The organism is Nocardioides pacificus (genome assembly GCF_054775955.1).
Genome location: NZ_BAAHCI010000003.1, coordinates 76,808 through 91,346, shown reverse-complemented (window position 1 = coordinate 91,346; position 14,539 = coordinate 76,808). Strand labels below are relative to the sequence as shown.

The window sequence follows — 14,539 nt, the reverse complement described above, 5'->3', positions numbered from 1 at the left end:
GATGAACTACGACGACGACACCGACGAGCTGGGCGTCGACGAGCTGGCGGCGATCGAGCAGGCCCACCTGCGCTCGCTGACCGCCGCCGAGGCCGAGGGCGACGAGCGAGCCGTCGAGGCTGCCCTGCGTCCGCGCAGCCTCGACGAGGTGGTGGGCCAGACGCGGGTCCGCGAGCAGCTCGGACTGGTCCTCGAGGCCGCCCGCCAGCGGGGTCGCGCCCCCGACCACGTGCTGCTCTCGGGGCCGCCCGGGCTCGGCAAGACCACGCTCGCGATGATCATCGCCGGCGAGATGTCGACCCCCCTGCGCCTGACCAGCGGGCCCGCCATCACCCACGCCGGCGACCTGGCGGCGATCCTGTCGGGCATGAACGAGGGTGACGTCCTCTTCGTCGACGAGATCCACCGGATGTCGCGCCCGGCCGAGGAGATGCTCTACATGGCGATGGAGGACTTCCGGGTCGACGTCGTCATCGGCAAGGGACCCGGAGCGACGGCGATCCCGCTCGAGATCCCGCCGTTCACGCTCGTCGGAGCCACCACGCGCGCGGGACTGCTGCCCGGCCCGCTGCGCGACCGGTTCGGGTTCACCGCCCACCTCGAGTTCTACGAGCCCCACGAGCTCGACCAGATCGTGCACCGCTCCGCCGGCCTGCTCGGCGTGGAGCTCACCGACGAGGGCTCCGCGGAGATCGCGTCCCGCTCGCGGGGCACGCCGCGGATCGCCAACCGGCTGCTGCGCCGGGTGCGCGACTTCGCCCAGGTCCGCGCCGACGGCGTGGTGACGCTGCCGATCGCGCACGCCGCGCTGGACCTCTACGAGGTCGACCAGTGCGGTCTCGACCGGCTCGACCGCGGCGTCATCGACGTCCTGTGCCGGCGCTTCGGCGGGGGACCGGTCGGCGTCTCCACCCTTGCCGTCGCAGTCGGCGAGGAGCGCGAGACGGTCGAGGAGGTCGCCGAGCCGTTCCTGGTGCGGATGGGCTTCCTGGCCCGCACGCCGCGCGGGCGGATCGCCACCCCCGCGGCCTGGCAGCACCTCGGGCTCACAGCGCCGCCCTCGGCCTATCCGTTCGGGGACGAGCCCCTCTTCGAGGAGTGAGGGCGGCCCGGCCTCGCCCGTCACTCGCGGTGCCCGGGGCGCTCGTCGTACGCCTGGACGACTAGACTCGACCCCCTGAGCGCTGCACCTGCGGCGGTCATCTGCTCACCTGCTGTGCGTCCGAAAGGCTGTTTCGTGGAGTTCCTGCCCATCATCGCCATCGCGGTGATCTTCTGGCTGCTGGTCATCCGGCCGGCCTCGCGTCGACAGAAGCAGCTCAGCAAGATGCAGAGCGCCCTCACCACCGGTGAGAGCGTGATGCTCTCCTCGGGCATCTTCGGCACGGTCGTCGGCTCCGATGCCCCCGATCGGCTGCGTGTCGAGCTCGCCCCCGGCGTGGTCGTCGAGGTGGCTCGCGGCGCCGTGGCCAGCGTGATCCCCGACCCGGTCGACGAGGTCGACGACGACATGGCGAGCGACGCCGTGGCCGAGCGACCCGACGAGGGCCCCGACCTGCGCAAGGAGCTGTGAGCGCACCGTGAGCCCCAGCGACGTCCTCCTGCGCGCCTCCGACGCGATGGCGCGCTTCGTGCCGGACGTTCCCGACTTCCCCGAGCCGGGCGTCGTCTTCAAGGACATCACCCCCCTGCTCGCCGACCACGAGGCGTTCACGTCCGTGATCGAGGCGCTGGCCCAGGCCGGTCGCGACGACCAGGGCCGCACCGTGGTCGACAAGGTGCTCGGCATGGAGGCGCGCGGCTTCATCCTCGGCGCCCCGGTGGCGCTCGCCCTGGGAGCGGGGTTCGTGCCCGTCCGCAAGGCCGGCAAGCTGCCCCGTGAGACGCACGCGGTCTCCTACGCACTCGAGTACGGCGAGGCGACGCTCGAGATCCACTGCGACGCGATCGCCCCGGGCGAGCGGGTCCTGCTCGTCGACGACGTGCTCGCGACCGGCGGCACCCTCGCCGCGACCCAGGACCTGGTGCAGGCCTGCGGTGGCGAGGTCCACGCGATCGCGGTGCTGATGGAGCTCACCTTCCTCCCCGGGCGCGCCGCTCTCCGCGACGTCGCGATGACGGTCGTGACGTCGGTCTGACGGGCCTTTCGCCGGGCCCTAGACTGTGCCAATGACCGAGGATGGCGCCGTTCCCCCGCTGCGGGAGCGTGCGCCCGAGGCGACCAGCACCTCCGCACGGAGCATGCGCGCACGACTGGCCCGGATCGGCACGCGCTCCCAGGTCGGCAACCCCGTCCTCGATCCGCTCTTCCGCGCCGTACGCAACAACCACCCGAAGGCCGACCTGGCGCTCCTCGAGCGCGCCTACCTGGTCGCCGAGAAGATGCACGGCACCCAGACCCGCAAGAGCGGCGACCCCTACATCACCCACCCGCTCGCGGTGACGACGATCCTGGCCGACATCGGCATGACCGAGCCGACGCTCGTCGCCGCGCTGCTGCACGACACGGTCGAGGACACGCCCTACACCCTCGACGCCCTGCGCGAAGACTTCGGCGACGAGGTCGCGCGCCTGGTCGACGGCGTGACCAAGCTGGACAAGGTCAAGTACGGCGACTCCGCCCAGGCCGAGACGATCCGCAAGATGATCGTCGCGATGTCGCGCGACATCCGGGTGCTGGTCATCAAGCTCGCCGACCGGCTGCACAACATGCGGACCCTGCGCTACGTCAAGCAGGAGACCCAGGAGCGCAAGGCCCGCGAGACCCTCGACATCTATGCGCCGCTGGCCCACCGCCTCGGCATGAACACCCTCAAGTGGGAGCTCGAGGACCTCGCGTTCGCGACGTTGCACCCGAAGATCTACGACGAGATCGTCCGGATGGTCGCCGAGCGTGCCCCGTCGCGCGACCAGTTCCTCGCCGAGGTGATCGCGCAGGTCGAGGCCGACCTCAAGGAGGCCCGGGTCAAGGCGCGGGTCACCGGTCGGCCGAAGCACTACTACTCGATCTACCAGAAGATGATCGTCGGTGGTCGCGAGTTCACCGACATCTACGACCTGGTCGGCATCCGGATCCTCGTCGAGGAGGACCGCGACTGCTACTCCGCCCTCGGTGTCCTGCACGCCCGGTGGAACCCGGTGCTCGGCCGGTTCAAGGACTACATCGCGCTGCCGAAGTTCAACATGTACCAGTCCCTGCACACGACGGTGATCGGTCCCCAGGGCAAGCCCGTGGAGCTGCAGATCCGCACCTTCGCGATGCACCGGCGTGCGGAGTACGGCGTGGCGGCGCACTGGAAGTACAAGGAGAACACCCGCAGCGGCGTCGACACCGAGCAGCGCGGCGACATCGATGACATGACCTGGGTGCGCCAGCTCCTCGACTGGCAGAGCGAGGTCGAGGACCCGGGCGAGTTCCTGGAGTCGCTGCGCTTCGAGATCAACCGGGCCGAGGTCTACGTCTTCACCCCCCGGGGCGACGTGATCGCGCTGCCACTGGGCGCCACGCCGGTCGACTTCGCCTACGCCGTCCACACCGAGGTCGGGCACCGCACCATCGGCGCGCGCGTCAACGGACGCCTCGTGCCGCTGGAGTCGACGCTCGAGAACGGCGACGTTATCGAGGTCTTCACCTCCAAGTCCGACAGTGCCGCACCCTCGCGCGACTGGCTGACCTTCGTGAAGTCGCCGCGGGCGCGCTCCAAGATCCGCGCGTGGTTCACCAAGGAGCGCCGCGAGGAGGCCATCGACCGGGGCAAGGAGCAGATCGCCCGGATGATGCGCAAGGAGGGCCTGCCTCTCAAGCGACTCCTCTCGCACGACACGCTCAGCGTCGCCGCCGCCCACTTCAAGCTCGCCGACGTCACCGCTCTCTACGCCGCCGTGGGTGAGGGCAACCTCAGCGCCCAGGCCGTCGTACGGCACGTCCTGGAGGTGCACGGCGGGCCCGCCGGTGCCGCCGAGGACCTCGCCGAGGGCATCAACATCACCCACCGCCGCTCGCGGTCCAAGGCGAGCACGCCGGGCGACTCCGGCGTCATCGTCAAGGGTGCGGCCGACGTGTGGGTCAAGGTCGCCAAGTGCTGCACGCCGGTGCCGCCCGACCCGATCCTGGGCTTTGTCACCAAGGGCGGGGGAGTGTCGGTCCACCGCCGCGACTGCACCAACGCCTCGTCGCTGAACAACCAGCCCGAGCGGCTGCTCGACGTCGAGTGGGCGCCCACCGCGCTGTCGACGTTCCTGGTCAACATCCAGGTCGAGGCCCTCGACCGCGCGCGCCTGCTCTCCGACATCACGATGGCGCTCTCCGACGTCCACGTGAACATCCTCAGCGCCCAGCTCAGCACCACCCGCGACCGCGTCGCCAAGAGCCGGTTCACCTTCGAGATGGCCGACGCCAAGCACCTCGACTCCGTGCTGCGCGCCGTCCGCACCGTCCCCGGCGTCTTCGACGCCTACCGCGTCACCCAGTAGCCCCCGCAGGTCGAGCAGGTTGCGCAGCAACCGACGTCGAGACCACCACCCCGCTGGTCGAGCAGGTTGCGCAGCAACCGACGTCGAGACCTACCCGCGCCGAGGTCCCGCCTCACCCCACCCCCAAGCCAGCTCCGGCAACGCGCCGTACCTCCCTTCGATCAGTGCCAGCCGCTTGGCCCGACTCCAGTTCTGGATCTGCTTCTCGCGGGCGAAGGCGAGGGCGACGTTCTCGTGCTCCTCGTGCCAGACGAGCCTGACCGGGCGGCGAGTGCGGGTGTACGACGCACCGAGGCCGGTCTGGTGGTGGTGGAGGCGGCGTTCGAGGTCGCGGGTGCTGCCGACGTAGAAGGAGCCGTCGGAGCACTCGAGCATGTAGGTGAAGGGCACCGGTTGAGGGTTGCGCGCGGTCGGCTCGGTCGGCAAGGGGCCCTGTTGGGGGCTGTGGATAGGCGGTAGGTCTCGACGTCGGTTGCTGCGCAACCTGCTCGACCGACGGGGGTGGTGGTCTCGACGTCGGTCGCTAGCGCGACCTGCTCGACCGACGGGGGTGGTGGTCTCGACGTCGGTCGCTAGCGCGACCTGCTCGACCGGCGGGGGTGGTGGTCTCGACGTCGGTCGCTAGCGCGACCTGCTCGACCGGCGGGGGTGGTGGTCTCGACGTCGGTTGCTGCGCGACCTGCTCGACCAGCGACGCGGTGGGGAGTTTGTTGAAATCGGGGCGCTGAAGGGGGTGGGTCGGCACAATGTGAGGTCGCCGACGCCTGTCGGCCCTACTGAGGGGTCCTCCTGTGCGTGTGCGTGCTCTTGCTGCCGCTGTCCTGAGCTCGGCTGTGGCGTCGTTCGTGCTGGCGGTGCCGGCGCAGTCGGTCGCTGAGGCCCCGACCGTGAAGGCGCCTGCTGCGGTGAAGCAGGCGGGGGATGCGCACTCGGACGTGCACACGGACGCGCCCTGGGTGAAGAAGAGCCAGGGCAAGGAGACCCGGGCCAAGGTGAAGCGTCGCGCGGCTGCCTTCGGGCAGTTTCACGGCACGGCCGAGGGGCCCCGTCCTGCGGGGAGCTCGCGCCTTCCCCAGCTGGGCGCCCACGTGCGTCCCTCCTGCTCGGACGGGAACAGGAAGAAGGACTGGTATCGCGTCCAGGCGCTCTTCGCCGTCGAGGAGGGCACGAAGTCCCGGCGCGCCGAGCTCATGCCGAAGATGCTCAACGACCTCGCCAACGCCGACGACACCTTCGCCGCGTCGGCGCTCAAGACCGGTGGGGGGCGCAGGGTCCGCTGGGTGCATGACCGGCGGTGCATCCCGATGATGCCCGAGGTGACGGTCCCGGCCGGGAGCTTCGAGAGCGGCTACGTGGCAACAGCGACCGCCGTGATCGAGGCGGGCTATGACCGTCCCGACCGCAAGTACGTGATCTTCACCGGCGCTGAGGCCGCGTGCGCTGGCAACAAGGCGATCGACTCCTCCAAGCACGGGAACCGCAACGACGGCGAGATGCCGGCCTACGCCCTGATCGACACCACCTGCTTCGGCGAGGCGGCAGATCACGTCATCGTGACTCACGAGATCGCGCACACGCTGGGTGCCGTCCAGCCCGATGCTCCACACGCGAGCGTCGCCGGTCACTGCACCGACGAGTTCGACGCGATGTGCTACGCCGACGCGGACGACGTCGAGATGCGCGAGTTCTGCCCGGAGGGCGAGGAGCTGCTCTTCGACTGCAACAACGACGACTACTTCAACACCAGGCCGCCCGCCGGCTCCTACCTGGCGACGCACTGGAACATGGCCCGCTCACCGTTCCTCGATGTCGTGCCCAGGCTGACGGCCCCCCGTACGACGCTGCACCTCTCGCGACGCCGGGCCCCGGTCGGAGCATCGGTCACCGCGACGGCCACGACCAAGGGCCCGCGCGCGTCGTACACCTGGAGCTTCGCTCCGGGCTGCACCGCCTCCGACTCCCGCGGTCGCCGGGTCACCTTCACCTGCGACTCCTTCGTTCGGGAGCCGGCGGTCCGATTGACGGCGGTCGGCAGGACCGGCCTGTCACGCACGCTCGCCGGCCGGGTCTCGTTCCTCACCGGCGCCGCACCGAGCGTGGAGATCGCGCCGCTCGAGAACGCCTGGGCCGACTACGCCGAGCCACTGGAGGCGCGCACGACCGGGGACATCACCGGTTATCACTGGGCCGTGACCCGCGGACAGTGCATGCTGCGAGACGCGACGCGCCCCAACCCGGAGGTCACCTGCGTGGCCCAGACCGGGAAGATCACCCTCCGGCTGACGATCCGCACGGCCGACGGGCGCGCTGCGACCGACACCATGACCTTCTTCCTGGTGGACCCGCCCTTCGAGTCCATCCCGACGCGACTGACCGTCTGGACCGACACGTTCAACGCGATGCAGAGCGGTGAGGTCGTGCTGAACGCTCGGGCCACGCGAGCGGATCCTGAGGGGGAGCCGCTGCTGGGCACCCCGCGAGTCTCGCTCTGGGTGTGGTGGGACGGCAGCGAGGACTGGGAGGAGGTGGGCTCCGCGCTGACCAACCGCAACGGACGGGTCAGTCTCGGGGTCAGCATGCCTCGTGCCGGTACCTTCGCCTGGGTGCTCGAGGAGTCCGGCCCGTATGAGGAGTCCGTCTCACCGGAGGTGTTCGTCCGGGCGCCCACCAGGATCAGGGGATGGGAGACCGAGCAGGGGACTGCCGGCGCCCGGCTCACCGTCAGTGCCTCGGGTGAGCCGGTGGCAGGGAAGCGGGTCTGGCTGATCGCGAAGTTCGGGTCGCTGGCGGGGACGGCTGTGGATGTGGCCGTGACGGACGCCGATGGGGTGGCGGTGTTCACGGACACGGTGAACGGGCCGGTGTACCGGGTGGAGTTCATCGGGGATGAGACGCGTGCGGGCGTGAGGAGTGCGGAGATCCCGATCGGGTGAGGGTGGGGTCTCGACGTCGGTTGCTGCGCAACCTGCTCGACCAGCGAACGGGTGCGCAACCTGCTCGACCAGCGAACGGGTGCGCAACCTGCTCGACCAGCGAACGGGTGCGCAACCTGCTCGACCGGCGAACGGGTGCGCAGCCCCTGGGTCAGCCGCTGAACTCCTCGGCGGCCTTGCGAGCCATGTCGAGGAAGGCCTGGCGGGAGGCGAGGTTCTCCTCGAGGTCCTTGACCTTCTTCGCGTCGCCCTTGGTGCGGGCAGCCTCGAGCTGGGTCTCGACGTCGGCGATGGCCTTCTCGAGCTTGCTGACCATGTCGTCGGCGCGGGCGGACTTCTCGGGGTTCGAGCGCTTCCACTGCTCGTCCTCGATGTTGCGGATGGCCGTCTCGACCTTCCGCATCCGGGCCTCGAGGTCCTTGATCCGGTCGCGGGGGACCTTGCCGGCGGCGTCCCAGCGGTCGGCGAGGTCACGGAAGGTGCGCTTCGCGGCCTCGACGTCGGTGACGGGGAGCAGCGCCTCGGCCTCGACCAGGATCTCCTCCTTGACCTCGGCGTTGGCTGCGAACTCGCGGTCCATCTCGGCGTTCGTGGCGTCGCGGGCGCCGAAGAACGCGTCCTGCGCGCCCCGGAACCGCTTCCACAGCGCCTCGTCCTCGTCACGCTGGGCGGGGCCGGCGGCCTTCCACTCGCGCATCAGGTCGCGGAACCGGCCGGCCGTGGGTCCCCACTCGGTGGAGGTGGCCAGGGCCTCGGCCTCCGTGGCGAGGCGCTCCTTGATCGCCTTGGCGGCGTCGCGCTTCTCGTGCTGCTCGGCGAAGTGGGACTTGCGGCGACGGGTGTACGCCGTACGCGCGGTGGAGAAGCGGCGCCACAGGGTGTCGTCCGAGGCGCGGTCCAGACGCGGCAGCGCCTTCCACTCGTCGAGCAGCTCGCGCAGCCGGTTGGCACCGTTGCGCCAGTCGTTGCCGGTCGCGAGCTTCTCGGCCTGCGCGACGATGCGCTCCTTGTCCACCTTGGAGGCGGCGAGCTTCTCCGCCTTCTCGGCCTTGCGCGCCTCACGCTGGGTCTCGATGACCGCGCCCTGCGCGTCGAGCCGAGCGGCCAGGCCCTCGAGGTCGCCGACCGCGTTGGCCCCGATGACCTGCTCGCGGACCTTCTTGACCGACTCGGTCGCCTCCTCCGGCGTCATCACGGCGGAGCCGATCCTCTTCTCCAGCAGCTCGACCTCGAAGGCCAGGGCGGCGTACCGCTCGGTGAAGAACTTCAGTGCCTCTTCGGGGGTGCCCTCGGGGTACTGCCCCACGGACCGCTCACCGTCCGAGGTGCGCACGTAGACGGTGCCGTCCTCGGCAACTCGTCCCCACTCTTGACCCGTCACTGGTGATCCTCTTCGCTTGGCCGAACGCTGGCAGGCGCCCATGCTAGCGATCGTCGCTCGAACGTGTCGGTCATCGGCCCCCTCAGCGCTCCGCTCCTTGGTCGCGCGGGGGTCCCCAGAACCGATGCGACGGAACCTGGGCGTGCTCGGTACCCTGCGTGAGTGCTGATCGCTGGGTTTCCTGCCGGTCCCTGGGGGACGAACTGCTACGTCGTCTCGACCGGGGCGGGCAACGAGTGTGTCGTCATCGATCCGGGCAAGGACTCGGCATCCGGCGTCGACCAGGTGGTCCGCGAGCACCGGCTCAAGCCCATCGCGGTCCTGGTGACGCACGGCCACATCGACCACATGTGGTCGGTGGCCCCGGTCGCCGGCACGTACGACGCCACGGCCTGGATCCACCCCCGCGACCGGCACCTGCTCACCGACCCGATGGCCGGCATGTCGCGGGAGAGCACGCAGATGCTGCTCGGCGGCGACTACACCTGGGCCGAGCCCGACGACGTGCGCGAGCTCGCCGACGCCCAGAGCCTGGAGATCGCCGGCCTGACCTTCGTCGTCGACCACACCCCCGGGCACACCGAGGGGTCGGTCACCTTCCGCACGCCGTACGGCGCGGCGGCGGGCCAGGCGGACATCTCCGAGCTGATGTTCTCCGGCGACCTGCTCTTCGCCGGCTCGATCGGTCGCACCGACCTGCCGGGCGGGGACCATCCCACGATGCTGCGCAGCCTGACCGACAAGGTGCTGCCGCTGGCCGACGACATCGTCGTGCTGCCCGGGCACGGGGAGCAGACGTCCATCGGTCGCGAACGCGCCACCAACCCCTACCTGCGCGAGCTCATCGAGTCGCCCGGCGACGCCGGGTCCGCGGGCCGAATCACCCGAGGTCTCTAGATCACATGAAGTCCAAGCTCGCGGCACCCAAGGGCGTGCCCGAATACCTCCCGCCCGCCTCCGGCGCGTGGCTGGCGATCCAGGCGGCCCTGTCGGCACCCGCGATCAACGCCGGCTACGGCTACATCGAGCTGCCGATCTTCGAGGACACCGCGCTCTACGTGCGCGGCGTGGGGGAGTCCACCGACGTGGTCTCCAAGGAGATGTACACCTTCGAGGACCGCGGCGGGCGCTCGCTCACCCTGCGTCCCGAGGGCACGGCCGGCGTCATGCGCAGCGTGATCGAGCACAGCCTCGACCGCGGCCAGCTGCCGGTGAAGCTCTGGTACGCCGGCCAGTTCTTCCGCGCCGAGCGTCCCCAGCACGGCCGCTACCGCCAGCTCCAGCAGTTCGGCATCGAGGCCATCGGCTCCGACGACCCGGCGCTGGACGCCGAGGTGATCGCGATCGCCGACGACGGCTATCGCTCTCTCGGGCTGACCGGCTATCGCACCGAGCTCACCTCGCTGGGCTGCCGCGAGTGCCGTCCGGCCTACCGCGAGCGGCTCACCGGCTTCCTCGCCGGGCTCGACCTCGACGAGGCGACGCGCGAGCGCTCGGTGCTCAACCCGCTGCGCGTCCTCGACGACAAGCGCCCCGAGGTGCAGGCCCAGCTCGGTGACGCCCCGCTCATGCTCGACCACCTGTGCGCCGACTGCGCCGAGCACTTCGGTGAGGTCCGCGGGCTGCTCGACGCCGCCGGCACGTCGTACACGCTGAGCCCGCGGCTGGTCCGCGGCCTCGACTACTACACGCGCACGACGTTCGAGTTCGTCCACGACGGCCTCGGTGCCCAGTCCGGGATCGGCGGCGGCGGACGCTACGACGGCCTGATGGCCGAGCTCGGCGGCCAGGAGCTCTCCGGCATCGGCTTCGGACTCGGGCTGGACCGCACCTTCCTCGCCTGCGAGGCGGAGGGCTTGTCGGTCGGGCCCGCCCGCGCCCTCGACGCGTACGTCGTACCGCTGGGCGCCGCCCGCTCCCGCGCGGCCCTGCTCGCCACCGAGCTGCGTCGGGCCGGCGTCCGCACCGACCAGTCCTTCGGTGGACGCGGTCTCAAGGGTGCGATGAAGGCAGCGGACAAGTCCGGCGCCGCCTACGTCGTCGTGATCGGCGAGCGCGACCTGGAGCAGGGCAGCGCCCAGCTCAAGCACATGGACACCGGCGAGCAGCACAGCGTCGCGCTCGACGAGCTCGTGCCGACGCTGGCGCGGCTGGTCTCGACAGGCTCGTCAGGCTCGACAAACGACAGCGAAGAATCCACCACCACCAAGGAGCAACTCTCGTGATCCGCACCCATGACGCCGGCGCCCTGCGCGCCGAGCACGTCGGCCAGACCGTCACCCTCGCCGGGTGGGTGGGCCGCAGGCGCGATCACGGTGGCGTGGCGTTCCTCGACCTGCGTGAGGCCAGCGGCATCGTCCAGGTCGTCGTCCGCGACGAGGCCGTCGCGCACGCGCTGCGCAACGAGTACTGCCTGAAGATCACCGGCACCGTCTCCCTGCGTCCCGAGGGCAACGCCAACCCCAACCTGCCCAGCGGCGAGATCGAGGTCATCGCGGACGCCGACGGGGGAGTCGAGGTGCTCAGCGCCTCCGCACCGCTGCCGTTCCCGATCGACGACCACGTCGACGTCGGCGAGGAGGCCCGCCTCAAGCACCGCTACCTCGACCTGCGTCGTACCGGCCCGGGCAACGCGCTGCGCCTGCGCAGCAAGGTCAACCGGGCCGCTCGCGACGTGCTGGACCGCCACGAGTTCGTGGAGATCGAGACGCCGACCCTGACCCGCTCCACGCCCGAGGGCGCCCGCGACTTCCTGGTGCCGGCCCGCCTGCGCCCCGGCAGCTGGTACGCCCTGCCGCAGAGCCCGCAGCTGTTCAAGCAGCTGCTGATGGTCGCCGGCATGGAGCGCTACTACCAGATCGCCCGCTGCTACCGCGACGAGGACTTCCGCGCCGACCGTCAGCCGGAGTTCACCCAGCTCGACATCGAGATGAGCTTCGTCGAGCAGGACGACGTCCTGGCGCTGGCCGAGGAGATCCTGGTCGCGCTGTGGAGCCTGATCGGGCACGAGGTGCCCACGCCGCTGCCGCGGATGACCTACGCCGAGGCGATGGCGCGCTTCGGCTCCGACAAGCCCGACCTGCGCATGGGCCAGGAGCTCGTCGACTGCACCGAGTTCTTCAGCGACACCACCTTCCGGGTCTTCCAGGCGCCCTACGTCGGCGCGGTCGTGATGCCCGGCGGCGCGAGCCAGCCCCGCAAGAAGCTCGACGCCTGGCAGGAGTGGGCCAAGCAGCGCGGTGCCAAGGGGCTCGCCTACGTCCTCGTGGGCGAGGACGGCACCCTCGGTGGTCCCGTGGCCAAGAACCTCACCGACGCCGAGCGCGACGGCCTGGCCGGCCACGTCGGTGCCGAGCCCGGCGACTGCATCTTCTTCGGCGCCGGCGGGGTCAAGTCCAGCCGGGCTCTCCTCGGCGCCGCACGACTCGAGATCGGCCGCCGCCTGGGGCTCATCGACGAGTCCGCATGGAGCTTCCTGTGGGTCGTCGACGCGCCGCTCTTCGAGCCTGCCGACGAGGCCACCGCCGCCGGTGACGTCGCCGTGGGCAGCGGTGCATGGACCGCGGTGCACCATGCCTTCACCTCACCCAAGGACCTCGAGACCTTCGACTCCTCGCCCGGTGACGCGCTGGCCTGGGCCTACGACATCGTCTGCAACGGCAACGAGATCGGCGGCGGCTCGATCCGTATCCACCGCGAGGACATCCAGAAGCGCGTCTTCGAGGTGATGGGCATCTCCGAGGCCGAGGCCGACGAGAAGTTCGGCTTCCTCCTCGACGCCTTCGCGTTCGGCGCGCCGCCGCACGGCGGCATCGCCTTCGGCTGGGACCGCATCGTGTCGCTGCTGGCCGGGGCGGACTCGATCCGCGAGGTGATCGCCTTCCCGAAGTCCGGTGGCGGCTACGACCCGCTCACCGCAGCGCCCGCGCCGATCACGCCGGAACAGCGCAAGGAAGCCGGTGTGGACGCCAAGGCGGTGCAGGAAGTCCCGTCCGAGGGCTGACGCACAGAATGCCCCGCGACGGGTGCCGTGTCCGGATCGTTACGCGTGGGTGATCGATCGGGAGTGCCAGTTTCACATAGAGTCCCGTCCAGCGCTCGGACATCGGGCTCATTGATTTGCCAGTTGAAGGAGGACATACATGCGACGCGTTTCCCGTTCCATGGCTGTCGTCGCGGTTTCTGCCTTGACGCTCGTTGCGTCGGCGTGCGGATCGGGCGACGACGACGACACGAGCAACGGCAGCGGCAGCGGCAGCAGCACCGGCGGCGAGATCACCGTCCGTGGCTGCAACCCGGAGAACCCGCTCGTCCCGCAGAACACCGCCGAGACCTGTGGCGGTGACGTCCTCGACGTCACCACGGCCAAGCTGATCCACTACAACGTGGAGAACGCCGAGCCCGAGATGGACATCGCGGAGTCCATCGAGACCGAGGACAACCAGACGTTCACGGTCACGATCAAGGACGACTACAAGTTCTCCGACGGCACGCCGGTCACGGCTGCCAGCTTCGTCGACGCCTGGAACTACGCGGCCTACGGCCCGAACGGCTACCAGGCCAACTACTTCTTCGAGCCCTTCGAGGGCTACGCGGACATGCAGTGCAGCGACGACGAGTGCAAGAAGGAGCCGGCCGCCAAGGAGCTCTCGGGCCTCGAGGTCGTCGACGACACGTCCTTCACGATCAAGACCACCGAGAAGGTCTCGAACCTTCCCGTGCGTCTCGGCTACACCGCGTTCGCCCCCCTCCCGGAGTCCTTCTTCGAGGACCCCGAGGCGTTCGGTGACGCCCCCGTGTCCGCCGGCCCCTACAAGGTCGACACCTGGGACAAGAACCAGCAGATCGTCGTGAGCCGCAACCCGGAGTACTCCGGTGACAACGCGGGCAAGGTCGACAAGATCACGTTCCGGATCTTCACCGACCCGAACGCGGCCTACAACGAGGTCACCGGCGGCGGCATCGACGTCACCAACGAGATCCCCACCGACGTCCTCACCGACGACCAGTGGCTGGCGGACCTGGACGACCGCGGCGCGACCCGCGAGGTCGGCGTGATCCAGCTGCTCGGCATGAACCCCGACGTGGACAAGGACCTGGCCAACCCGGGCGTCCGCAAGGCCATCTCGATGGCCATCGACCGCCAGACGATCATCGACCAGATCTTCGCCGGCACCCGTGAGCCGGCCACCGGCTGGGTCTCGCCCGTCGTCGACGGCTACAAGGCCGACCAGTGCGGCGAGGCGTGTGTCTACGACCCCGAGGCGGCCAAGGCCACCCTCGAGGAGGCCGGCGGCTACAACGGCGACGGCCTGACGATCACGGTCAACGGCGACGGCGACCACGGTCCGTGGTCCGAGGCTGCCTGCAACTCGATCAGCCAGGCTCTCGACATCGAGTGCACGGTCAAGAAGACCGTCGACTTCGCGACGTTCCTCACCGACCTCGACGAGCGCAAGACCACGGGCATGTTCCGCTCGGGTTGGCAGATGGACTACCCGTCCATCGAGAACTTCCTGGTCCCGCTGTACGGCAAGGGCGCGGCGTCGAACTACTACGACTTCGACGACGCCGACTTCAACCGCCTGACCACCGAGGCGGCTGCGGCCCCCACCCTGGAGGAGGCGAACACCCTCTACCAGGAGGCGGAGCTGCGTCTGGCCGAGGACATGCGCGTCATCCCGCTGTGGTACTCCACGGCGAACGTCGGCTGGTCGGACAAGGTCAACGAGGTTGCCATCAACTCGTTCGG

Annotated in this window: 11 protein-coding genes; 9 read left to right on the top strand and 2 right to left on the bottom strand. The window is 70.0% G+C overall.

Features of this window, described 5'->3' with window-relative positions; all coding sequences use genetic code 11:
* Position 1 precedes the first annotated feature (1 nt).
* From ruvB to ACYU7L_RS00920, 4 genes are all read left to right on the top strand, one after another.
* Positions 2-1,102, top strand: a complete 1,101-nt coding sequence (gene ruvB, locus ACYU7L_RS00935) for a Holliday junction branch migration DNA helicase RuvB (RefSeq protein ID WP_460793293.1) — start codon at positions 2-4, stop codon at positions 1,100-1,102.
* 135 nt (positions 1,103-1,237) lie between these two features.
* On the top strand, positions 1,238-1,573 hold the full coding sequence (gene yajC / locus ACYU7L_RS00930) for a preprotein translocase subunit YajC (protein ID WP_460793290.1): 336 nt from the start codon (positions 1,238-1,240) through the stop codon (positions 1,571-1,573).
* A 46-nt stretch (positions 1,574-1,619) separates the two neighbouring features.
* Positions 1,620-2,138 (top strand): adenine phosphoribosyltransferase, encoded by a 519-nt coding sequence (locus ACYU7L_RS00925; protein ID WP_460793344.1) that lies wholly within the window; start codon positions 1,620-1,622, stop codon positions 2,136-2,138.
* Between the two features lie 103 nt (positions 2,139-2,241).
* Positions 2,242-4,473, top strand: coding sequence for a RelA/SpoT family protein (locus tag ACYU7L_RS00920; RefSeq protein WP_460793343.1), 2,232 nt, complete (start codon positions 2,242-2,244; stop codon positions 4,471-4,473).
* Positions 4,474-4,563: 90 nt separating this feature from the next.
* Here ACYU7L_RS00920 and ACYU7L_RS00915 read toward each other — a convergent pair whose 3' ends face one another.
* Positions 4,564-4,863 carry a GIY-YIG nuclease family protein gene (locus tag ACYU7L_RS00915; RefSeq protein WP_460793288.1) on the bottom strand — a complete coding sequence of 100 codons (300 nt, stop codon included), beginning with the start codon at positions 4,861-4,863 and terminating at the stop codon, positions 4,564-4,566.
* Positions 4,864-5,264: 401 nt separating this feature from the next.
* On the opposite strand from ACYU7L_RS00915, the gene ACYU7L_RS00910 reads away from it, so the two are divergent.
* Complete coding sequence (locus ACYU7L_RS00910) at positions 5,265-7,406, top strand: hypothetical protein (RefSeq protein ID WP_460793286.1); 2,142 nt, start codon at positions 5,265-5,267, stop codon at positions 7,404-7,406.
* 151 nt (positions 7,407-7,557) lie between these two features.
* Here ACYU7L_RS00910 and ACYU7L_RS00905 read toward each other — a convergent pair whose 3' ends face one another.
* Positions 7,558-8,787, bottom strand: a complete 1,230-nt coding sequence (locus ACYU7L_RS00905) for a DUF349 domain-containing protein (protein WP_460793284.1) — start codon at positions 8,785-8,787, stop codon at positions 7,558-7,560.
* Positions 8,788-8,949: 162 nt separating this feature from the next.
* On the opposite strand from ACYU7L_RS00905, the gene ACYU7L_RS00900 reads away from it, so the two are divergent.
* From ACYU7L_RS00900 to ACYU7L_RS00885, 4 genes are all read left to right on the top strand, one after another.
* Entirely contained in the window at positions 8,950-9,684 is a 735-nt protein-coding gene (locus tag ACYU7L_RS00900) for an MBL fold metallo-hydrolase (protein ID WP_460793282.1), read from the top strand.
* Between the two features lie 5 nt (positions 9,685-9,689).
* Positions 9,690-11,012, top strand: coding sequence for a histidine--tRNA ligase (hisS, locus tag ACYU7L_RS00895; RefSeq protein WP_460793281.1), 1,323 nt, complete (start codon positions 9,690-9,692; stop codon positions 11,010-11,012).
* A complete protein-coding gene (gene aspS / locus ACYU7L_RS00890; RefSeq protein ID WP_460793280.1) occupies positions 11,009-12,790 on the top strand; it encodes an aspartate--tRNA ligase in 1,782 nt (593 codons plus the stop codon). The genes hisS and aspS overlap by 4 nt, the downstream gene beginning before the upstream one ends.
* Before the next feature lie 139 nt (positions 12,791-12,929).
* On the top strand, positions 12,930-14,539 hold a 1,610-nt coding region (locus tag ACYU7L_RS00885; RefSeq protein WP_460793279.1), incomplete at its 3' end, for a peptide ABC transporter substrate-binding protein.

Coding starts and splice junctions, on each gene's coding strand:
- ruvB (WP_460793293.1), top strand. CDS start 2: ATGAACTACGACGACGACACCGACGAGCTGGGCGTCGACGAGCTGGCG.
- ACYU7L_RS00925 (WP_460793344.1), top strand. CDS start 1,620: ATGGCGCGCTTCGTGCCGGACGTTCCCGACTTCCCCGAGCCGGGCGTC.
- ACYU7L_RS00920 (WP_460793343.1), top strand. CDS start 2,242: ATGCGCGCACGACTGGCCCGGATCGGCACGCGCTCCCAGGTCGGCAAC.
- hisS (WP_460793281.1), top strand. CDS start 9,690: ATGAAGTCCAAGCTCGCGGCACCCAAGGGCGTGCCCGAATACCTCCCG.